The organism is Aeromonas cavernicola, from assembly GCF_002795305.1.
Classification (GTDB): domain Bacteria; phylum Pseudomonadota; class Gammaproteobacteria; order Enterobacterales; family Aeromonadaceae; genus Aeromonas; species Aeromonas cavernicola.
The window spans coordinates 1-23,042 of the sequence record NZ_PGGC01000081.1; the positions used below are offsets into that span (position 1 = coordinate 1).

Consider the following 23,042-nt stretch of genomic DNA (forward strand, 5'->3'; position numbering starts at 1 on the left):
TCCCTCCCTCACCGCCAAATCATAACCCCAAGTAATTAATTTACTTGGGGTTTTTACTTATTTGCGATCTCGCAATAGACCGAAGATGGCGCCGCAAGTCAGTGCTGACGATCACCCTAGGGTAGCGAGGAGCGGGGTGCTGTGAAATAATGCGCGTTTGGTCATCGTTCGAATAGTTCTGTGAATACTACGCAAGTAGCTATCTAATTCACTGTTTTATTTAAATTAATTTTAAAGAGCCCCCATGAAGTTCATCATCAAGTTGTTCCCTGAAATCACCATTAAGAGCAAGTCGGTTCGTCAGCGTTTTACCAAAATGTTACAAGGCAACATTCGTAATGTGTTGCGACGTTTTGACGAAGATGCCCGTGTGAGAATGGACTGGGATAAATTGGTGGTGAGCTCGCGCAATGATCAGTTCCATGACCGTTACCTTGACACCTTGGCCTCTATCCCAGGTATTCAATATTTTCTCGAAGTGAAGCTGAGTAAATTCACGGATTTACATGACATTTTTGAGCAGACTCGCGCCGTTTGGGGCGAGCGCTTAAAAGGGAAGACCTTTTGTGTGCGAGCTCGCCGGATTGGTCAGCATGATTTCAGTTCACTGGAGCTGGAGCGCTATGTTGGCGGCGGGTTAAATCAGCACTGTGAGACGGCGGGCGTGCGTCTTAAAAAGCCAGATATTAAGGTCAACTTAGAAGTTGAGAATGATGAGCTGTACATCGTCAGCGCGGTGCATCATGGCATCGGTGGCTTTCCTATGGCGACTCAGGAAGATGTACTGAGCCTGCTTTCTGGCGGGTTTGACTCGGGAGTGGCCTCTTATCAATTCATTAAACGGGGTTGCCGAGTCCACTATTGCTTTTTCAATTTAGGCGGTGCGGCGCATGAGATTGGGGTCAAACAGGTGGCCTACTACTTGTGGAATAAGTTTGGGGCGTCTCATAAGGTGCGCTTCACGGCCATCGATTTTGAACCTGTAGTAGCTGAGATCCTAGAGAAAGTCGATAACGGCCAGATGGGGGTTGTGCTCAAGCGGATGATGATGCGGGCCGCAGGCCAGGTTGCCGATTATTTCCAGATACCAGCACTGGTGACGGGGGAGTGTGTAGGGCAGGTATCCAGCCAGACCCTGACCAATCTCAATGTCATCGATAGGGTGACCGACAAGGTGATCCTGCGTCCGCTGATTACGTGGGATAAACCAGACATCATCAACGAGGCTCGCCGTATTGGCACGTTAGAGTTTGCCGAAACGATGCCTGAATATTGCGGAGTTATCTCCCAGAAGCCGACCGTGAAAGCCGAGCTTGCACGGATTGAAATGGAGGAGAGGAATATGGACTTCGCCATTTTAGAACGAGTGGTGCGCGAGGCCCGCCACCTAGATATCCGCCGCATCGGCGAAGAGACCGCCGCAGATGTACAGGAAGTGGAAACGACCCAAGCGTTTGCGGCCAATGAGGTGATTTTGGATATCCGCTCTGCTGATGAACACGACGACAAACCGTTGGTCGTGGCAGGGGTGGATGTGCTGCATATTCCTTTCTTTAAGTTAGCGACCACATTCGCTGATTTATCCAAAGATAAAACCTATCTGCTTTACTGTGACCGCGGCGTGATGAGCAAGCTGCAAGCGCTCTACCTTAAAGAGAAAGGGTTTAATAATGTAAAGGTATACCGCCCGTAATGGGGAGTGATTGACCACCAAGCCAATCAAGACAAACAGTGCCGATCAGTTCAAGCTGATCGGCACTGTTGTTTAACCCTCTCTGTTCGAACCGAGGTCACCGCAGAGATGACGGCGCATGCTGGCGATGGGGGGGATGATGCAAGAGGCTGCGAGCAGCCCCCTGTTATCAGTTTTATCAGTCGCTCTTATGGGTGGTGGGGGTGGGGCTGAAATTGCGCGCGAGGGACCACATAGCGGCAATCGGGGAAACGGGTACAGGCAAGAAAAAGCTGGCCGGCATGAGGCCCTTTTCTCACTTCACGCTCAATCAGGGGGGCGGCACAGCGCGGGCAGTGGGGTGTGGCGTCCTCCTGTTCATCGCTAAACAGGTCACTTTCCTCTTCCTCGGCTGGGTGCACGATGCCTGTTTGTGATGCCTCAACTGGGGAAGGGTGAGCATGATGACCACCTGTTGAGTGATGATGAGTGCCTTCCTCGATGTCGATCCCCGCGAGCAATCGTGGATTGAAGGTCGGCTCGCGCCGCTCACCGGGCTGTGAGGGCTCCTCGTAAGGCTCGCGGGGTGCCAGTAGCAGCGGAAGGATCTGAGCGCGTAGCGCATCGATCGGATACTCACTACTGACAGGTATTTGCAGCAGGGGCAGACCTGCACTGTCACAGGCGAGTTGTAACAGAGACTCCCGTGGCTGGCGTTTGAGATGACGCGACGCAGCCTCGTCGAGTGTCAGCGCGCAGATAAACCTGAGGCTGTCAGGATGGCAAAGTAGAAAATCGATGTGCTCGTCGTTGATCTGATTGAATAATTGCTGCCACTGTTTTTTACCGAGCGTCGCTTTGGGGGTCAACACAGATGCTAAGTGCACTTTGGTGAACACGCGGGTTTCATTACCCACTGCTAGCGTCAATGCGTTAAGAAATGACCACTCGGCTGGACTAAGCAAGGCCTCTTGCAGCTCACAAGGTAAGTAAGCCGATAGCCGTCTCTTGTGCCAGATCCATACCAGGACAAGTAATACAGACAGTAGCAACGCTGACATAACGAGCATATTCATGAAATAACAACCCAGTGCTAATCCGAAAGGCGCTTACCTTACCACAGCTGATGGTGGCTAAGGCAGCAGGCGAGCGGATGGCATCCCCGCTTTTTCGCCAATTAGCACGGATGGGGCTTCATATGACCAGCAGCAGCAGGCACAATGCAGGGGAACCCAATTCCAAGGAGAGCAGGATGCAAAAGCAATTGGTGATCACCGTGATCGGGGCAGACAAACCGGGTATCGTCGAGGTGTTGGCTGCCGTCATCAATCGTGAGCAAGGCAACTGGCTGGGCAGTGCCATGAGTGAGCTGGCAGGCCAGTTTGCCGGTATCCTTCATGTCTCGGTCCCTGACCAACACTATGGTCGCTTGTGCGAGGCATTAGTCAATCTGCCGGATCTCACCATCAGTTTTGCCGAAGGCACTACGCACGTCGAACCTCCTCATCAATTGATGATGACGGTCACCGGTAATGACAGACCGGGCATCGTCCACGAGTTGGCCAGTCTGCTGCGCCAGCTCAATATCAATGTGGCCGATCTCACGACGGGCTGTGAGCCCGCGCCCCACTCTGGCGCCCCGCTTTTTTATGCCCATGCGTTGGTTGCACTCCCTGATGGGCTCGCCCTCGAAACACTGGTTTCGGCACTAGAAGCCCTTTCCGATGACCTAGTGGTTGATATTGACGAAGATGTTGGTGAGTAATATTTCCGTCATTAAAACGTCATATATTCACGCCACCACGGCTGCATAGGCAGTCTGACATCAGAGGCACAACATGAGCACCGATAAGCTGTATGAAGAGAAAGAGCTAAGCTGGCTTTCATTCAATGAACGGGTGTTACAAGAGGCGATGGACAAAACGGTTCCCCTCATCGAACGGGTGCGCTTCTTGGGGATTTTCTCCTCCAATCAGGATGAGTTTTTCAAGGTTCGAGTATCGGATGTGAAACGTCGCATCCTGATTAATGAAGTCCATGGCGGCGATAACGATGCTATTACCCTGCTCAGAGCGATCCAACAGAAAGTGATGGCGCTCGGTGAGGCGTTCGACAACACCTACAAAGAGCTGCTGATCGCACTGGCCCGCCATAACATCTTTCTGGTCAACGAAAACCAGCTTTCTGAGGCGATCCAGCAATGGCTTCGGGTCTTCTTCAAGGAAAAAGTGCTGCGCCACATCATCCCGATCTTACTCAATAAAGAGGTCAATCCGGTCAAGTTCCTCAAGGATGAGCACACCTATCTGGCTATCGAGATGAAGAAAAATGGTCAGGTGATCCAGTACGCGTTAGTGGAGGTGCCGACCGATGACTTGCCCCGCTTCTTCCAGCTGCCGCCGGAGGGGACTCGGCGCAAGAAGCAGATTATTATTTTGGATAACGTCATCCGCTTCTGTCTCGACGAGATCTTTAAAGGCTTTTTCGACTACGACGAAATTGCCGCCTACGCGGTCAAGCTGACCCGAGATGCCGAGTATGATCTCTCTGATCAGCTGGACTTGAGCTTGGTGGACAAGATGAGTGATGGCTTGAAGCAGCGCCTCACCGCCATGCCGGTGCGCTTTGTCTACGAGCGGGAGATGCCTGCCGCCATGATAAGCTTCCTCAAGCTCAAGCTGCAGATCAGCTCCTACGACGCCATCATGCCGGGGGGGCGCTATCACAACTTCAAGGATTTCATCGGCTTCCCCAACGTGGGCCGAGATTATCTGGAAAACCCTAAGCTGCCGGCCCTCGATTGCCGTGATTTTGATGGCTTCGTCAACGCCTTCGATGCGATTACCAAGCAGGATATTCTGCTCTACTACCCGTATCACAAGTTTCATCATTTCACCGAGCTGGTGCGCCAAGCGGCGTTCGATCCGGCGGTCAGCGCCATTCGCATCAATATCTACCGAGTCGCCAAGAAGTCGCGGATTATCCACTCCCTCATCGATGCCGCCAACAACGGCAAGAAGGTGACCGTGGTGGTCGAGCTGCGCGCTCGTTTCGACGAGGCCGCCAACATCGACTGGGCTAACATCCTCACCGATGCGGGGGTCAAGGTGGTGTTTGGAGTGCCGAGTCTCAAGATCCACTCCAAGCTCTGTCTCATCACCCGCCACGAAAATGGCGAGTCGGTGCGCTACGCCCATATCGGTACTGGCAACTTCAACGAGAAGACCGCCAAGATCTACACCGACTTCTCGCTGCTGACCCGCAACCCAGACATCACCGCTGAGGTGGAAGGGGTGTTTGAATACATTGAATATCCGTATCGGCGCTACAAGTTCAATCACCTGCTGGTGTCACCCATCAACAGCCGTCGTCAGCTCTACCGGCTGATTGACAATGAGCTGACTAACGCCAAAGCGGGTCAACCCAGTGGCATCACGCTTAAGATCAATAACTTGGTCGATCGGGATTTGATTAATCGGCTCTATGCTGCGGGTCAGGCTGGGGTGCCCATTCAGATGATTATCCGGGGCATGTGTGCCCTGCGTCCTGGGGTGCCGGGTCTTAGTGACAACATCAAGGTGATCAGCATCATTGACCGCTTCCTTGAGCACCCACGGGTGATGGTGTTTCACAACAAGGGTAATCCCCAGCTCTACATCTCCAGCGCCGACTGGATGAGCCGTAACATCGACGGCCGAATCGAGGTGGGTACTCCCATTTATGACGAGCGCCTCAAACAGCGGATCTTGGATATTCTCGAGCTGCAACTGAGTGACACCAGTAAGGCCAGAGTGATTGATGCCGAGCAGCGTAACGAATACGTCAAGCGAGGCAATCGCCGTAAAATACGCTCGCAAGTCGAGATTTATGACTACCTCAAACGAATCGAGTCAAATAATGGACAATAGCCTCTATGCGGCGGTGGATCTGGGTTCTAACAGTTTCCACATGGTGATCGCGCATCTCAGTGAAGGGCGTTTTCGCATTGTCGATCGCCTCAAAGAGCGGGTTAGGCTCGCCGAAGGGATGGATGAACAGAAACGAATGAGCCCAGCGGCAATGGCCCGTGGTCTGGCTTGTCTATCTCTGTTTGCCGAGCGCCTCACGAATATCAAGCCAGAGCATATTCGCATCGCTGGCACCTATACCCTGCGCCGCGCTAGTAACGCCCGTGAATTCGTGAGTGAAGCCGCCAAAGTGCTCAACCACCCCATCGAGATCATCAGTGGTCAGGAGGAGGCGCGTCTGATCTATCAAGGTGTGGCCCATACCCAGCACATCGAGGGGCAAGCGCTGGTGATCGACATTGGTGGTGGTAGCACCGAGCTCATCATTGGTGAAGGCTTTGTCCCGAAGGCCCTCACCAGCCGCAAGATGGGCTGCGTCAGCTTTACCCAAGGTTTCTTTGCCAGCAGCAAGCTCACCGAAAAAGCCTTTAGCGGTGCCATATTAGAAGCGCAGCATCAACTGGCCCCAATTGTTAACCAGTACCGCAAATTAGGGTGGCAGCGTTGCCTTGGCAGTTCAGGGTCGATTCGCACCGTGCGTGATGTGCTGCAAGCAGAGGGGATCACTGACGGCACCCTGACCCTCAGTGGGTTAGCGCAGCTTAAAGAGAGGCTGATTGCAGCAAAACACCTCGACCATCTTAAGCTTGCTGGGTTGTCGGAGGAGCGGCACGAGGTGTTTGCTGCCGCAGTTGCCATTTTGCTGGGGCTGTTTCTGTCGCTGCCGATTGAGCGGCTCGATTACTCTGACGGCGCGCTGCGTGAAGGGCTGCTCTACGAGTTTGAAGAGCGCCTGCAGCATCACGATATTCGTGAGCGCACCGCGCAAGCGCTCGGCACTCATTACCGGATGGATAAGAGGCAGGCCACGCGGGTGGAGCAGAGCGTATTGACACTATTTGATGCGCTGCATACCCCCTGGCAGCTGGCGATAGAGCCGTATCGGGCCATCCTTGGCTGGGCGGCGCGTCTGCACGAGATTGGCCTTGCCATCAACTACAGCGGCATCCACCGTCACTCAGCCTATATTTTGCAGCACACCGATCTACCCGGCTTTAATCAAGACGATCAGACGTTGCTGGCCGCGCTGGTGCGGTTTCAACGCAAGGGGCTTAAGCTCGCCGAATTACCGCCATTACCTAACCACGACGTGCAAACCGTGCTGCGCTGCATCCGCATCCTGCGTTTAGCAGTGGCGGCTCATCACAAGCGGCAAGATGATCTGCTGCCCCCGTGGCATGTGGATGCTGAAGGGGAACAGCTAGTGGTAAACCTGCCCGCGAGCTGGTGCGAAGAGAACCGCTTATTGATGCAAAATCTTGAAAAAGAGCAGCGTTATTGCCACGAGCAGGGGTGGCCACTGCTATTTGTACGTCATTAACGGGGGCGTGGGGTTCGCTTGTTGGATCATCAAGCGCGAGCCAAGTGGCCAACATGATGAACTGAGCACGATATAAAAAAGTCAGCCCCGCAGATGCGGGGCTGATTGTTAGCGTGGATGACGGTGTGGGATGGTTAGCTTAGACCGCCAGATAGTCCATGATCCCTTCGGCCGCTTTGCGCCCTTCATAGATGGCGGTGACCACCAGATCAGAGCCGCGCACCGCATCACCACCAGCAAATACTTTCGGGTTAGTGGTTTGGAAGGCATAGTCGGCTTGCTCGCGCGCCTTAATCCGATCTCGGCTGTCGAGGTGAATACCAAACTCCGCCAGCCAGGGCTGGGGATTGGGCTGGAAGCCAAACGCCATCACCACTGCATCGGCAGGAAGCACTTGCTCAGAGCCGGTAATGACTACCGGATTGCGGCGGCCATTAGCGTCGGGTTCACCCAGCTCAGTGCTCACTACCTTGATGCCGCAGGTGTGGCCGTTAGCATCGAGCTCGACGCCGATAGGTTGGAGGTTGAACATAAATTCCACCCCCTCCTCTTGGGCATTTTTCACCTCCCGCTTGGAGCCTGGCATGTTCTCGGCATCACGCCGATAGGCACAGATCACCTTGTCGGCCCCCTGACGGATGGCAGTGCGCACGCAATCCATGGCGGTATCGCCGCCGCCGAGCACCACCACCTGCTTGCCAGCAAAGTCGATATAATCGCTCTGCGCCTTCTCGAACCCCAGCAATCGGTTGGCGTTGGCGATGAGGTAGGGCAGGGCGTCATAGACGCCCGGCGCCTCTTCGTTGGCAAAGCCACCCTTCATGTACTTGTAAGTGCCGACCCCGAGGAAGACCGCATCGAACTCGCCGAGCAGGTCGGCGAAGGTGACATCTTTGCCCACTTCGGTTTCGAGACGAAATTCGATGCCCATGCCTTCGAAGATCTCGCGCCGACGCTGCATCACCTCTTTTTCTAACTTAAAAGAGGGGATACCGAAGGTGAGCAGACCACCGATCTCTGGGTATTTGTCAAACACCACTGGGGTCACGCCATTGCGCGCGAGCACATCGGCACAGGCCAGACCCGCTGGGCCGGCACCGATCACCGCGACTCGCTTATCGGTTTTGATCACATTGGAGAGATCAGGGCGCCAGCCCATCTCAAAGGCTTTGTCGGTGATATATTTTTCGATATTACCGATGGTGACTGCCCCGAAGCGATCGTTGAGGGTGCAAGCACCCTCGCACAGACGATCTTGCGGGCAGACCCGACCACATACCTCTGGCAGACTGTTGGTTTGGTGGGAAAGCTCCACCGCCTCCAGAATGCGCCCCTCATTGGCCAGTTTTAGCCAGTTGGGGATGTAGTTATGCACCGGGCACTTCCACTCGCAATAGGGGTTGCCACAGTCGAGGCAGCGATCGGCTTGCATCCCCACTTGTGCTTGGTTGAAGGGCTCATAAATCTCCACAAATTGGATTTTGCGGATTTTGAGCGGCTTCTTGGGGGGATCAACCCGCTGGACATCAATAAACTGAAATACGTTCTGGCTCATAGGGTTCCCTCCTTATTGTGCCTGGATTCTGAGTTCTGCACTGGAACGGCTGGTGTGGCCGAGCAGCGATTTAACATCGCTAGACTTGGGTTTGATCAGCCTGAACATGGGCACATAGGAGTCGAAGTTGGCCAAGATCTCCTCGGCGCGTGAGCTACCGGTCTCGTTAAGGTGCGCCGTGATAATACCGCGCAAATGCTCCTGATGGATGGCGAGGTTCGCCACGTCTAGCAGCTCGACCAGCTCGGGGTTGGTACGTTTGGCAAAGTTGCCGCACTCATCGAGCACGTAGGCAAAGCCGCCAGTCATGCCTGCGGCAAAGTTAACGCCAGTCTTACCAAGAATGGTGACGATGCCGCCGGTCATGTATTCGCAGCCGTTGTCACCGATCCCCTCAACCACGGCCAAGGCGCCAGAGTTGCGCACCGCGAAACGCTCGCCCGCCGTGCCTGCTGCGTAGAGCTGGCCACCGGTGGCGCCATACAAGCAGGTGTTGCCGATAATGGCTGCTTCGTGGGATTTAAACGCCACGCCAACATGCGGCTTGACCACCAGCTTACCGCCGGTCATTCCTTTGCCTACGTAGTCGTTGGCATCGCCAGTGAGGATCATCTCAAGGCCCCCTGCGTTCCAGACGCCGAAGCTCTGACCCGCAGTACCGTTGAAGTGAACCCGTACCGGATCGGCCGCCATCCCTTGGTTACCATGACGCTTGACGATTTCGCCAGAAAGACGCGCCCCTACCGAGCGGTCGGTGTTGCGAATGTCGTAGCGGAACTCGCCACCGCTTGAGGTTTCCACTGCGCTTAGCAGGTCTTCCACCATTTTCAGGTTGAGCGGCCCCTTGTCGAAGGTGGGGTTATGCTGCTGACTAAACAGGCTGGAACCTGCCGGTGCCACCGGACGGGCCAGAATGCCACTAAGATCGAGCTTGGTTTGCCGGGCCGTGAGGCCGGGCAGGGCAGCCAGCAGATCGGTGCGACCGATCAGATCGGTGAGCTGGGTGACACCCAACTCGGCCATCAGCTCGCGGGTCTCCTCAGCGATGAACTTGAAGTAGTTCATTACCATCTCGGGTAGGCCGGTGAAGTGTTCGCGGCGCAGTTTTTCGTCTTGGGTGGCCACGCCGGTGGCACAGTTATTGAGGTGGCAGATCCGCAGGTATTTGCAACCGAGCGCCACCATGGGGCCGGTGCCAAAACCGAAGCTCTCAGCGCCGAGGATGGCCGCCTTGATGATGTCTAGCCCGGTTTTAAGCCCGCCATCTACCTGCAGCCGCACCTTATGGCGCAGGCCGTTGGCCACCAGTGCCTGCTGGGTTTCAGCCAGCCCCAGCTCCCATGGGGAGCCCGCATATTTGACCGAGGTCAGCGGGCTGGCGCCAGTACCGCCGTCGTAGCCGGAGACGGTAATGAAATCGGCATAGGCTTTGGCCACGCCACAGGCGATGGTGCCAACGCCCGGCTCTGAGACCAGCTTCACTGACACCAAACAGTTCGGGTTGATCTGCTTGATGTCGAAGATGAGCTGAGCCAGATCCTCGATGGAGTAAATATCGTGGTGTGGCGGCGGTGAGATCAGGGTCACGCCGGGCACTGAATAGCGCAGCTTGGCGATCTGGGCGGTCACCTTGTCACCGGGCAGCTGGCCACCTTCGCCAGGCTTGGCCCCTTGAGCCACCTTGATCTGCACCACATCGGCGTTCATCAGGTAGTGGGGGGTGACGCCAAAGCGACCGGATGCTACCTGCTTGATGCGGGAGTTTTTCTCAGTGCCAAAGCGCTTAGGATCTTCGCCACCTTCACCTGAGTTGCTCTGACCGCCAAGGCGGTTCATCGCCACGGCTAGGGCCTCGTGGGCTTCAGGGCCGAGGGCGCCGATGGACATGGCGGCGGAGTCGAAACGGGGGAACAGCTTGTCAGCCGGCTCCACCTGATCCAGCGAGACCGGCGTGTCGACTGGGTTGAGCGTCAGCAGATCGCGCAAGGTGGCCACTGGGCGCTCGTTGACCAGCCGTGCGTACTCCTTGTAATCGGCGTAGTTGCCGGAGCGCACTGCGGTTTGCAGGGTTTGCACCACATCGGGGTTGTAGGTGTGATACTCGCCGCCATGCACAAATTTGAGCAAGCCGCCGTGGGTGAGTGGTTTACGTGCCAGCCAGGCTTGACGGGCCAGATTGTGCTGATCTTGCTGAATGTCGCTGAAGTCGGCACCCTGAATACGGCTCGACACACCGCGGAAGCAGCTATCGACCACCGTTTTGGCCAGGCCTACCGCTTCGAACAGCTGGGAGCAACGGTAGCTGGCAACCGTGCTGATGCCCATCTTGGACATCACCTTATAGAGCCCCTTATTGATACCGTTGCGGTAATTGAGTACCGCCTCACGCAGTGACATGGTGAGGATGCCCTCCTCAACCTGCTTCGCTAAGGTCTCATAAGCGAGATAGGGGTAGATAGCGGTAGCGCCAAAGCCGAGCAGCACCGAGAAGTGGTGCGGATCACGGGCGCTGGCGGTCTCCACCAGAATGTTGGCGTCACAACGCAGATTGTTGTCCACCAAGGTACGTTGCACCGCGCCCACCGCCATGGCTGCTGGGATTGGCAGGGTATCTGCGCTGATATCACGATCTGACAGCACCAGCAGCACAGTGCCACTCTTGGCTGCGGTTTTGGCCTCATCGCAGATGCGCACGATGGCCGCTTCCAGCCCCTCTTCGGGCTTGAAGTTGAGGCTGATCACCTGATGACGGTAGTGCTCGCCTTCCAGGGCCAATAACTGGCTAAAGTCGGAATAGAGCAGGATCGGTGACTGGAACAGCACGCGGTGAGCGTGACCAAAGGTCTCGTTGAAGACGTTTTGTTCGCGACCGATACAGGTGGCCAGTGACATCACGTGGTTTTCCCGCAGCGGGTCGATAGGTGGGTTGGTCACCTGTGCGAACATCTGGCGGAAGTAATCATAGAGCGTGCGCTGACCGGAGGAGAGCACCGCCATCGGGGTGTCATCGCCCATCGAGCCGACAGCCTCTTGGCCATTCTCGCCGAGCACCCGAATGATCTGGTCGAGCTCCTCGAAGGAGTAGCCGAACAGCTTTTGATAGGTTTTCAGCTGGTCGTTCGAGAAGGCGCGGGCACCGGTGCTCGCATCATCCATCTGTTCGAACGGCACGAGTCGAGTGCAATGCTTATTCATCCACTGACGGTAGGTATGACGGTTTTTGAGATCGTCATCGATCTCGAAGCTGGTCCACACCTTGCCGTTGCGGGTATCGACTACGAATAGCTCGCCCGGGCCAACCCGCCCTTTTTCCAACACTTCGTCTGGGGTGTAGTCCCAGGTGCCTACTTCGGAGGCCAAGGTGATGAACTTGTCTTTGGTGATGACGTAGCGGGCTGGGCGCAGGCCATTGCGGTCCAGCGCGCAGGTGGCGTAGCGGCCGTCGGTCATGACGATGCCCGCTGGGCCATCCCATGGCTCCATGTGCATGGAGTTAAAGTCATAGAAGGCGCGCAGGTCATCATCCATGTTCGGGTGTTTTTGCCACGCTGGCGGGATCAGTAGACGCATGGCGCGGAACAGGTCCATGCCACCGGCTAAGAATAAGTCCAGCATATTGTCGAGGCTGGAGGAGTCAGAGCCGGTGGTGTTGACGAACGGGGCCGCTTCTTGCAAATCGGGGATCAGCGGGGTCGCAAACTTGTAGCTGCGCGCCTTGGCCCATTGGCGGTTGCCCGCGATGGTGTTGATCTCGCCGTTATGGGCCAGATAGCGAAACGGCTGGGCCAGTGGCCAGCGTGGACTGGTGTTGGTTGAGAAACGCTGGTGAAACACGCAGATAGCTGCCTGCATGCGAATATCTGCTAAGTCGAGATAAAAACGCGGCAAATCCACCGGCATGCACAGCCCTTTATAGACGGTGACTAGGTTGGATAAGCTGACAACATAGAAGTAATCGTCGTTGATCCGCTTCTCGATACGACGGCGTACGATATAGAGGCGCCGCTCTAGGTCTTGTTCAACCCAGCCCGGTGGCGCGTTAACAAATACTTGTTCGATATTAGGTAACGAAGCCTTGGCAATGTCGCCGAGGACATTGGTATCGATAGGCACTTTGCGCCAACCAACCAGACTTAAGGTCTCTCTTTCGAGTTCTTCATCAATGATATCGCGAGTGGCTTGCGCCAGTACCGGATCTGGGTTGAGAAACAGCATACCTACCGCGTATTTGCGGCCCAGATGCCATCCTTTCTCTTCGGCTACGGCCCTAAAAAAACTGTCCGGTTTTTGTAGTAATAAGCCGCAACCATCGCCGGTCTTGCCGTCGGCTGAAATGCCGCCGCGGTGCTGCATGCGAGCCAAGGCTGACATCGCAAGACGGACAAGTTTGTGGCTGGCGACACCTTCCATGTGGGCCAACAGGCCGAAGCCACAGTTATCCCTCTCCAGCGTTGGATCATATAGTGACATTGCAATTTCTCCCTTGCTCGACCTTGCATTGCAAACTGCATAAATTGCGATCGGCTCTTGTGGTTCCGTACGCCTTGAGGTGGCGGACCACCAAACTAATGGGATTTTTCCATAAGGTCAATGAGACAACGGCGCTGTTTCTCTTCTTACATTCGCATAACAAAATGTGCTTTTACGGCAGTTTGGCGGAAATAATATAATGTTAATTTCGATAAAGTGTATTTTTTTAGCATAACCATCTGTCAAGTTAGACCTTAGTGGTTGACTCCATCTGTGTGGTTAAATGTAGTAATTTTACTAATCAGATCTAGTGGGTGAACACGCCGATCACATTTTGTGAGTGTAGCGCTTGAATTTATTGCGTTACCATGCACGTTGAATTTTTCATTGTTCAACAATGCCTTATCATCGATCTTAGCAATTTGACAAAAAAATCATCAGTGGGTCAAGCGACATTAAACCGATCATTACACTGTGTTATTTATATATTTATTCGGTTTTTTGTGAATATCTATACATGGTTGTGATAGCCCTTGCGAGGGAATACCAATCGCTAACAGGTGTTCTCAATCCCATGATCGTTTTATTTGCTGGCGCTTTTTTTGCCAGCTGCTGGGAGGTTATAAAGGGTGAGTGGTGGTCTGACTGGGGGGGGCCTTGCAACCGGCAGTGGTAGCCAATACCGGCTACTGGGCCTAATGCCGATCAGTTAAGGATTACTTGACCGCTCCTCCTGACGTGTGAAAATCCAAAACCTGTTGATTTAGTTTCAGATTTTTTATGCGTATCGACTAGGCTCTCGACTTCCTTCACGTCAGCAATGTTGCCCAGTTTGAGTTACTCTCCGCCCTCATCCCCCCGAGCTCATCATGACTCTGCTGAGCGAGGAAGGCGTCACTACCCTGCACCTGCGGCGCATGCCCATGGTGTGACTGGTCTGGGCCATCATCGGCATGGCGATCTTCCACCACGTTCCCATGACTCAACTGGTCAATCAGCTTGATATCCTGCGTCATGCTCGAAATTTTCACATACGCCACGTACGCAGTGGTTCCTTTACTGTACTGTGTGCGTGATCACATTGATTGCGCCACTGACGTTTACTGGAATAGGTTCTTAGTTGTCGCTTAAGCAACCCAGATATTCAGTAAAAAGCCCGCAGAATTTTGCGGGCTTTTTACTTTCTGCGTTGTCTTCCTTATCAAGGATGGCGGTAAAAACGGTTCAACTCATTCATGACCTGAATCATTGCACCCATATCCGGATTACTGTGTTTAAGTGGGCGATAACTGTCTAGGTCGAGTAATTGGAAGTCGCCCTGCTTATTAAAGTGGGTGATGGTGTTGCCTTGGTAAATAGCAAAGTCATTTTGATCGCCTGCTAATAACCAAGGGCGTGGGCTGGTGTCAAATAAGCTACGCCCAATACTGTAATCACGGGCTGGGTTACGTACACCCAGCATGCCTTGCATCAGGGTCGGCGCGAGATCCATGTGACTACTTGGTTGTGCGAATTGTTGACTAGGCCGACCAGGCCAGGCCAGTACAAATGGCACCTGTACCTGGTAGGGGGAGTAGTTGCTGCCAGCCCCCCAACTATTGTTGAGTGTGTCGTTGAGCTCTTGGCCATGATCCGAGGTAATCACCACTATGGTGTCGTTATCCATGCCCTGCTGCTGTAAATTATTGAGCATCTGTTCGAGCAATTGGTCGGTATAGAACACGGAGTTTTTGTAGCGATTCTCAAGTTTTGGCAAGTTGTTAGCCTGATAAGCCGTTGCCGGATTTACTTTGGTGAGCTCTGGTTGGAAGGGGCCCTTCATGGTCTCTGGTAGCTGATAGTTACCAGGGCTAGACAGATAAACAAGTGAAAACCAAGGGCGATCTTGGGGGCGTTTATCTAACCATTGCTGCCAATCTTTCAGGAGGGTTTCATCATTACCTTGTTCGGAAATAAATACCTGTTTGCGCAGACCAGACAGGATACTTTTACGATATTTCCGTGCGTCCTCAAGAATCCCAAACAGACCAAACTGATAATCTTGGCGCAGCATTTCATCAAACAGAATTGGTGGGCGCTTGTCGCTGCTAATAGCCGGATAGTAGTGTCCTGGAAGACCATAAAATAGGCTAAACATGCCCATCACATCATCATTACCGCCACTGAAATGATTTTTAAAGACCATTTTCTGATCAGCGTAACGCTGGAGATTAGGCATATTGATGTTATTAAGCATGTCAGCACGGAGTGAGTTAACCACCACAATCAGCAAGTTCTTGTGGCGGGTTGGTACACTGACGGTCAGTGGCCGCAGTGGATAATTCAACCGATTTTCGCCATCACTATCCTGAGATTCAGCTTCGCGCTCATATTCATCTAGATCTAACCAACCTTGTTTAGCTAAGAAGCTTTTGGCTGTCATTGGATAGGAGAGGGGGAAGTTAGCTTTTTGCATCGTGATGGGCTGATAAAGTGTTGCATCAGCCCAGCTATTGACCACGTGGGTGAGAATGAAACAGATCAGTAGTGCTAATCCTACTTGATTACCGTACTGCCGGCGTTTGCGTTTATTGACCATTCGCCAAACATGAGCAGACAACAATAGCTGTAATAAGAAAATAGTGGGTACTGCGACAAAAATAATACTCCATGTGGAGCCTTTTTCTGTCTGGGCCTGATCAAGTAGCAGCTGCCATACATGCCCATTGAGATGGAACTTAAATAACCGGAATACTTGGGTATCAATAAGTAAAATGACCAGCGCTAACGTAGCAACAATAGCCGAAATAAAGCGGAGCTGTTTCTCTTTGGGAAGTACGAAACTTAACGGGAAGATAGTGAGTAAATAAGTGACAAAGCTCAAAAACGAGAAGTGCCCAATCCAGCTAACGACTAAATAGGTAATGCCTAGCGTAGTAGATGGCCAGCTGATAGCACCCAGATAGCGGGTAGCAATCAACATGGCCAATATGATGTTAAAAAAGGAGAACCAATGCCCCCATGTGATCAGGCGAGAAACGTTGTCACGATAAGGGTTGCCGGTTTCGACCATAGTAATCCATCTACTTGAAAAACATCAGATAATTAGAAGAGTGTTAGTGTGTTTCGTGGCGGCTATCGACCGATGCGGTCAGGGCCTGAACAAACTTTTCGGTGATAGCTTGGCGTTGGGCCGGTGCCATACCGTTGATGATATTGGTGGTCAGGTTGCCAAGCACCATAAGGCTGAGATCCACCGGTGCTTTATGCTTTTCCAGCGCGGTGATCAGGTCGTTCATCAGGGCATCAAACTGCTCGTTATTGTACTTTGATACGATGGGCATAATCTTCAGTTCATCTCGGTTCAAAGCGCCTTATAATACTGCACCCTTTCGGCTAACACTATGGCTTTGTGACATGAGTCTCGATATCGACAAGATCATTCTTCACTCCTTGCGCCAGGGCGGCGATGGTCAACCCCACGCCGATACCCGCAGTCAGACCCTACCCCCTGATGAGGCGGTACAGGGGCTGATGGTGGAACTGCATAGAATCTACAACGGCAAGGGCGGCAAGGGCTTTGGCTTCTTTGCCGATCCCGAGGCCGCCGTCGCCGAGCTGGCCGACGGTGAAGAGGCTCCCAAGCAGCCTTCACCCGCGTTTCGTATCGCCCTCGAACAGCTGCTCGACGAGCAGACCGAATTCGTCCCGTTTTCGGTCACCGTGACTCAGATGCTGGTCAAGCAGCTGGTGGAGCACGCCCTCGATGAGCAAGGGGTACTGCTGTTTGCCAAATACAATTATGTCGGGGTCGATTATCTGCTGATTGCCCTGCTGGAGGGCAAGGAGAGCGTCACCGTCAGCGAAGCGCTGGAATTGCGCCATATCCAGTATCTCGATATTGGCAAACTCAATCTGGTGGCTCGCATTGATTTAACCGAATGGAAAACCCAGCCTGATTCGCGCCGCTATATCACCTTCAGCAAGGGGCGTATTGGTCGTAAACTGGGCGACTTCTTTATGGATCTGCTGGGTGCCCGCGAGGGCATGGATGCCAAGGTACAAAATAAAGGCTTGCTGCAGGCGGTAGAAGATTATTGCGACAGTCGCCAGCTCGAACCGACCGAGCGAAATGATTACAAAAAGCAGGTCTTCAAATATTGCACCGAGCAGGCGAGCGCCGGTGAAGAGATCGAAATTAAGGAGTTGTCGGCAGAACTCTCCACAAAACATGAAGGCGGTGGTGAACTCGATTTTTACAGCTTTATCGGTCAGGAGTATGAGCTGGAAGATCGCTTCCCAGCGGATCGTTCTACCCTACGCGGTTTGACCAAGTTTGTCGGCTCTGGCGGTGGCCTGACCCTGAGCTTTGAGCAAAAACTGTTGAACAGCCGGATCTTTTACGACCCTCAGACCGACACCCTGACAATCAAGGGTGTGCCGCCCAATCTCAAGGATCAGCTGCTGCGCCAGTCGTAGTCAGATCTAGTCATTATTGTTTGTAAAAAAGACCTTTCTTCGCAAAGGTCTTTTTTATTGGCTAAACAAAGAGGCGGAGAAACTCCCACAGTGCTTTATTTAACAAACCAAACCAAATGAATGACAAGAAAGGGTTTTCATTTGGATGAAAACCCTTTCTTGGTGGTAATTAATTTTCACTTTGGTAATTAACTTTCGTTTGCTGTGCTGAAATGAGTGGGGTAAGTGCAGAGATAAGCTATTTTAAGAAAATGTTTTCAACATTTCATGGAAGATAATACGTAATTGTGTTTCAAAAATGCGAGTTGCGTCATGTGAGCGAGTTGGTGCTTGGGATAATATTCGTTACGTAAATGACCCCCTACAGTACGCAAATAATACTAAGGAAAGGCTTATGAAAAAGAAAATGCTGTCATCGTTGATTGGTTTGGCCACGCTTGGCGTTGCTTGTTCTGCTACTGCGGCCATCGATGAAGGCCAGCTCACTATTTGGGTGAATGGTGATAAGGGATACAACGGTCTGGCTGAAGTGGGTAAGAAGTTTGAAGCAGAAACCGGCATCAAGGTTACTGTGGCTCACCCGGATCAGGTCGAAGTGAAATTCCAGCAAGCCGCTGCCACTGGCAACGGCCCTGACATCTTCTTCTGGGCTCACGACCGTTACGGTGAGTGGGTCAAAGCCGGTTTATTAGTGCCTGTGACACCTAACGCTGATACTAAAGCTAAGTTTGAGCAATTGGCATGGGATGCCATGACTGTTGACGGTAAAACCTATGGTTACCCCGTGGCCATGGAAGCGGTCAGCCTGATCTATAACAAGGAGCTACTGCCTGAGCCGCCAAAGACCTTCGAAGAGATTGCCAAGATTGACGAAACCCTGAAAAAGAGTGGCAAGCGCGCGATCATGTGGGCCTATGATACCCCCTATTTCAGCTATCCGCTGGTAGCGGCTAACGGTGGCTACGCCTTTAAGAAAACGGCTACTGGCTATGATGTGAAAGACACTGGCGTCAACAATGCGGGCGCGAAGGCAGGAGTGGGTTACATCTCTGAGATGATTAAGTCCGGCCATCTGGAAAAAGGCATTGACTACGGCGTAATGGATGCCAAGTTCAACAAGGGCGAAGTGGCTATGATGATCAATGGTCCTTGGGCTTGGAGTAACCTAGACAAGAGCGGCATCAAGTATGGTGTAGCCTCTTTACCTACGCTTAAAGGCAAACCCGCTAAAGCATTTGTTGGTGTATTAGGTGCGACGATTAACGCCGCTAGCCCGAATAAAGATCTGGCCATCGAGTTCCTGGAAAACTACCTGCTGACAGATGCCGGTCTGGCGCCAGTGAATGCTGATAAGCCGCTGGGTGCTGTTGCACTGAAATCCTTCCAGAAGACTCTGGAGTCCGATCCGCACATCAAAGCAACCATGCAAAATGCCCAAGCAGGCGAGCCGATGCCGTCGGTGCCAGAAATGAGCCGCTTCTGGTCTTCTTTTGAAACCGCCCTCAAAAATGTGACTTCTGGTCGTCAAGGTGTTGACGAAGCGCTAGATACCGCTGCTAAGCGTATCGTTCAGTAATGATGTACAACGTGGGAGGCTATTTGGCCTTCCACACTCTCTATCTATGGCGTTAAAAGGTTAATTGGCATGGAAGTAGTACCTTCTATCGAGTCCTATGCCGGTCCGAAGGATAAGCACACTTGGTTTAAGTGGACCATCGCGGCTTTGATTGCGATCCTCAATGGCTATGCAGCTGTCATGATGTACGCTAGCGGTGAATGGGTATTCGCTTTGCTCGACATCGTTGTGGTCTCCGTCGGTCTATATGTATTCATGAACAAGAAGACCTATGCCCATCGCTACATTTTTCCCGGTGTGGCGGGCATGGTGGTCTTCATCATTTTTCCCCTTGCTTACACCATCGGCATCGCCTTCACCAACTATTCGGGGGCTAACTTGCTCTCTGTGGAGCAGGCGCGGGACTACCACCTGAAGAAAACCTACAAGGTGGCGGGAGGGGAATTTGATTTCACCCTCTTGGGTGGAGAGAACAATCAGTTTCAGCTGCTGCTGAAACAGGACGACCAATCCTTTATCAGTCAACCCGTTACCCTGATGACCAGCAAGGCCCGTGAGCTGGCGTCCCGCGAGGGCAGAGTGCAGAGTTCCCAGCAAGTGGTCGAGCTGCAGCCCTTCACTGGTGAAGCTGACAGCAAGGCCGCACCGATCCGCGCCATTGTTGAGCATCGTACTCACCTGAGTGACCTTGATCTGGTGCTGCCAGATGGCGGTACCCACCTGACCCTGAGCAGCCTGCGCAAGTTTGCCGCCCAGAAGCAGCACTACACTCGTCTGATGGATGGCGCCGAGCTCAAGTCCGGCGTGGTGATCAAGGACAGCAACTTGCTGCGTGACAACCAGAGCGGTGAGCTGATGCTGCCCAACGGCGAGACCGGCTTCTATCAGTACATCGACGAACAGGGTCAGTTTGTCGGCAAGGGCATTGCCCCGGGCTTTGTGGTGAGCGTGGGTTGGAAGAACTTCGCCCGCATCGTGACTGACCCGGGCATTCAGGCACCCTTCCTGCAGATATTCGTCTGGACCGTGATTTTCTCCGCCTGTTCTGTCGCCTTCACCCTGGCTATCGGCATGGTGCTGGCCTGTCTGGTGCAGTGGGAAGAGCTCAAGGGGCGCGGTTTCTATCGGGTCATGCTAATCCTGCCCTATGCGATCCCGGCGTTTATCTCCATCCTGGTGTTCAAGGGGTTGTTCAACCAGAACTTCGGTGAGATCAACATGTTTCTGGAAGCGGCGTTTGGTATCAAGCCGGACTGGTACACCAACCCCTTCCTGGCCAAGGTGATGATCCTGATCGTCAACACCTGGCTCGGCTACCCCTACATGATGATCCTCTGCATGGGCCTGCTCAAAGCCATTCCGGAAGATCTCTATGAAGCGTCTGCTATGGATGGGGCAGGCCCGATGCAGAACTTCTTCAAGATCACCGTACCGCTGCTGATGAAGCCGCTGACACCGCTGTTGATTGCCTCGTTCGCCTTCAACTTCAACAACTTCGTGCTTATCCAGTTGTTGACCAACGGTGCGCCCGACATCATCGGCGCCAGCACCCCGGCCGGTACCACCGACTTGCTGGTGAGTTATACCTACCGGATTGCGTTCCAGGGATCGGGTGGTCAGGACTACGGTCTGGCCAGTGCCATCGCCACTGCTATCTTCCTCATCGTGGGTGCGCTGGCGCTGCTCAACCTGAAATTGTCCAAAGCCGACAAGCAGCTGTAAGGAGGCTTCAACATGGCAATCGTACAACCCAAATCAGTCAAATACCGGGTGTGGGCAACCCACCTGGTCATGTGGGGCTTCCTGGCTCTGATCATCTTCCCGTTGGTCATGGTTATCGCCATCTCGCTGCGTAACGGTAACTTCGCGGTAGGGGAGATCATCCCCTCCAATCCGACCCTGGATCACTGGAAGCTGGCGCTGGGCATGTCCATCACCAATGCCGACGGCAGCATCACGCCGCCGCCGTTCCCGGTGCTGACCTGGTTGTGGAACTCCATCAAGATCGCCGGTATCACTGCCCTGATGATCGTGACGCTCTCCACCACCTGTGCCTACGCCTTTGCCCGTCTGCGTTTTCGTGGCAAGTCGACCATCCTGCAGGGCATGCTGATTTTCCAGATGTTCCCTGCGGTACTGGCGCTGGTGGCTATCTACGCGCTCTTTAACAAGATCGGTGACTACATCCCTTGGCTGGGTCTCAACACCCACGGTGGCCTGATCCTGGCATACATGGGCGGCATTGCCCTGCACGTCTGGACCATCAAGGGCTACTTCGAGACCATCGACCCCTCTCTGGAGGAGGCGGCGGCCATCGACGGTGCGACGCCGTGGCAGGCATTCCGTTTGATCCTGTTGCCCCTGTCGGTGCCCATCTTAGCGGTAGTGTTCATTCTGGCCTTTATTGGTTCCATTACCGAGGTGCCCATGGCCTCCATCCTGCTGCAGGATGTGAACAATCTGACCCTAGCGGTCGGGGCCCAGCAGTACCTCTATCCGCAGAACTATCTATGGGGGGATTTCGCGGCAGCCGCAGTGCTCTCCGGTTTCCCCATCACAGTGGTGTTCCTGCTGGCACAGCGCTGGTTGGTTGGCGGTTTGACTGCTGGTGGTGTGAAAGGTTAAGTGGCGCCACGCTGCCTGCACCAAGGTGTTCCTGCTGGTCTATCTCAGGGCTGGCTAGTCGGTGGCCTCACCGCCGGTGGTGTGAAAGGTTAAGTTTATGGCTGGGGGAGCAGACTTCCCCCGCTATCACGATTTGCAAAGACTCAAGAGCGGAGCTCGACATGGCTGAAGTAGTACTCAACAACGTTCGCAAAAATTACGATCCGGCTGTTCACAAGGACACCCTGCGCAGCATTAACCTCTCCATCAAGGAAGGGGAGTTCATCGTCTTCGTCGGCCCGTCTGGCTGTGGTAAATCCACCCTGCTGCGGATGATCGCGGGTCTGGAAGATATCACCAGCGGCGAGCTGACCATCGGTGGCAGCTATATGAATGACGTGCCGCCAGTTGAGCGCAATGTTGGTATGGTGTTCCAGTCCTACGCCCTCTATCCTCACATGAACATCTACGAGAACATGGCCTTTGGCCTCAAGCTCAAGAAGATGGACAAGGAGAACATCCACAAGCGGGTGATGCGCGCCGCCGAGATCCTGGGCCTCGAGCCGCTGCTGGACAGAAAGCCGAAGGCGCTCTCCGGCGGTCAGCGTCAGCGGGTTGCCATCGGCCGCAGCATCGTGCAGCAACCGCAGGTGTTCCTGTTTGACGAGCCGCTCTCTAACCTCGACGCCGCCCTGCGGGTCAAGATGCGGATCGAGATCGCCAAGCTGCACAAAGAGCTCAACTCCACCATCATCTACGTGACCCACGATCAGGTGGAAGCGATGACCTTGGCTGATAAGATTGTGGTGCTGAGCCCGCTCAAGGCCGAAGCCGCCACCAACTTGGAGCAGTTTGGTTCACCGCTGGATCTCTACCACAACCCGGACAACAAGTTCGTAGCGGGTTTTATCGGCTCTCCCAAGATGAACTTCCTCGCGGGCGAGTTGCTGGAGATTGGCGAGCAGGAGTGCGTGGTTAAGCTGAGCTCTGGCGATACCGTGCGTGCCCGAGTGGATGCCCGCAGTGGCGCTGTGGGTGACAAAGTAGAGCTCGGTATTCGTCCTGAACACTTATTCCCTCTCGATCACCCTCATGCACACAGTAAGGTGAGTGGTACGGTGCAGGTTGCTGAACATTTGGGGGCTGAATCGTTTGTTTACATGGACGTGGATGGTCACGACTTTACGGTAAAAGCCAGCTCCGATGTGGATGTGGTGACCGGTCAGAGCTATAGCGTGGGTATTCCGGCCGAAGCCTGCTATCTCTTCGATGCCAAAGAGCAAGCGTTCCCCCGTACCGCCAAATATATCCGCAGCTGA

General features: G+C 53.8%; 14 protein-coding genes and 1 pseudogene. 10 read left to right on the plus strand and 5 right to left on the minus strand.

From position 1 onward, the window contains the following. The first annotated feature begins 244 nt into the window (after nucleotides 1-244). Nucleotides 245-1,693: a tRNA uracil 4-sulfurtransferase ThiI gene (gene thiI / locus CUC53_RS09420; protein WP_100293923.1), complete on the plus strand. Its 1,449-nt coding sequence runs from the start codon at nucleotides 245-247 to the stop codon at nucleotides 1,691-1,693. 188 nt (nucleotides 1,694-1,881) lie between these two features. Here the strand turns inward: thiI and CUC53_RS09425 are convergent, their stop codons facing one another. After that, entirely contained in the window at nucleotides 1,882-2,748 is an 867-nt protein-coding gene (locus tag CUC53_RS09425) for a DUF2726 domain-containing protein (protein WP_100293924.1), read from the minus strand. A gap of 176 nt (nucleotides 2,749-2,924) precedes the next feature. Between CUC53_RS09425 and CUC53_RS09430 the strand changes: the two genes are divergently transcribed. The 3 genes from CUC53_RS09430 to ppx all read left to right on the plus strand — a co-directional run bounded on the left by CUC53_RS09430 (nucleotide 2,925) and on the right by ppx (nucleotide 7,060). After that, the gene (locus tag CUC53_RS09430) at nucleotides 2,925-3,437 is read left to right on the plus strand and encodes a glycine cleavage system transcriptional repressor (protein WP_100293925.1); all 513 of its coding nucleotides are present in this window, start codon (nucleotides 2,925-2,927) and stop codon (nucleotides 3,435-3,437) included. Between the two features lie 73 nt (nucleotides 3,438-3,510). Next, a complete protein-coding gene (ppk1, locus tag CUC53_RS09435; RefSeq protein WP_100293926.1) occupies nucleotides 3,511-5,580 on the plus strand; it encodes a polyphosphate kinase 1 in 2,070 nt (689 codons plus the stop codon). Then, complete coding sequence (gene ppx / locus CUC53_RS09440) at nucleotides 5,570-7,060, plus strand: exopolyphosphatase (protein ID WP_100293927.1); 1,491 nt, start codon at nucleotides 5,570-5,572, stop codon at nucleotides 7,058-7,060. Before ppk1 ends, ppx begins: the two co-directional genes overlap by 11 nt. A gap of 139 nt (nucleotides 7,061-7,199) precedes the next feature. Here ppx and CUC53_RS09445 read toward each other — a convergent pair whose 3' ends face one another. Both CUC53_RS09445 and gltB read right to left on the minus strand, forming a co-directional pair. After that, nucleotides 7,200-8,615: an FAD-dependent oxidoreductase gene (locus CUC53_RS09445; RefSeq protein WP_100293928.1), complete on the minus strand. Its 1,416-nt coding sequence runs from the start codon at nucleotides 8,613-8,615 to the stop codon at nucleotides 7,200-7,202. A gap of 12 nt (nucleotides 8,616-8,627) precedes the next feature. Then, nucleotides 8,628-13,085, minus strand: a complete 4,458-nt coding sequence (gltB, locus tag CUC53_RS09450; RefSeq protein ID WP_100293929.1) for a glutamate synthase large subunit — start codon at nucleotides 13,083-13,085, stop codon at nucleotides 8,628-8,630. Between the two features lie 795 nt (nucleotides 13,086-13,880). Here gltB and CUC53_RS09455 point away from each other — a divergent pair. Next, a pseudogene (locus CUC53_RS09455) lies at nucleotides 13,881-14,095 on the plus strand (transposase domain-containing protein); the annotation flags it as partial. 191 nt (nucleotides 14,096-14,286) lie between these two features. Here the strand turns inward: CUC53_RS09455 and CUC53_RS09460 are convergent. Together CUC53_RS09460 and CUC53_RS09465 are read right to left on the minus strand one after the other, a co-directional pair. Continuing rightward, nucleotides 14,287-16,137: a DUF3413 domain-containing protein gene (locus CUC53_RS09460; RefSeq protein WP_100293930.1), complete on the minus strand. Its 1,851-nt coding sequence runs from the start codon at nucleotides 16,135-16,137 to the stop codon at nucleotides 14,287-14,289. A gap of 43 nt (nucleotides 16,138-16,180) precedes the next feature. Continuing rightward, entirely contained in the window at nucleotides 16,181-16,408 is a 228-nt protein-coding gene (locus tag CUC53_RS09465; protein ID WP_100293931.1) for a YejL family protein, read from the minus strand. Nucleotides 16,409-16,481: 73 nt separating this feature from the next. On the opposite strand from CUC53_RS09465, the gene yejK reads away from it, so the two are divergent. The 5 genes from yejK (at nucleotide 16,482) to CUC53_RS09490 (ending at nucleotide 23,042) form a co-directional block, all read left to right on the plus strand. Further along, nucleotides 16,482-17,543 (plus strand): nucleoid-associated protein YejK, encoded by a 1,062-nt coding sequence (gene yejK, locus CUC53_RS09470; protein WP_167386725.1) that lies wholly within the window; start codon nucleotides 16,482-16,484, stop codon nucleotides 17,541-17,543. A gap of 394 nt (nucleotides 17,544-17,937) precedes the next feature. Next, entirely contained in the window at nucleotides 17,938-19,119 is a 1,182-nt protein-coding gene (gene malE / locus CUC53_RS09475; RefSeq protein WP_100293933.1) for a maltose/maltodextrin ABC transporter substrate-binding protein MalE, read from the plus strand. A 69-nt stretch (nucleotides 19,120-19,188) separates the two neighbouring features. Continuing rightward, nucleotides 19,189-20,841 carry a maltose ABC transporter permease MalF gene (gene malF / locus CUC53_RS09480; RefSeq protein ID WP_100293934.1) on the plus strand — a complete coding sequence of 551 codons (1,653 nt, stop codon included), beginning with the start codon at nucleotides 19,189-19,191 and terminating at the stop codon, nucleotides 20,839-20,841. A 12-nt stretch (nucleotides 20,842-20,853) separates the two neighbouring features. Then, a complete protein-coding gene (gene malG, locus CUC53_RS09485; protein ID WP_100293935.1) occupies nucleotides 20,854-21,744 on the plus strand; it encodes a maltose ABC transporter permease MalG in 891 nt (296 codons plus the stop codon). Between the two features lie 161 nt (nucleotides 21,745-21,905). Next, a complete protein-coding gene (locus CUC53_RS09490; protein ID WP_100293936.1) occupies nucleotides 21,906-23,042 on the plus strand; it encodes an ABC transporter ATP-binding protein in 1,137 nt (378 codons plus the stop codon).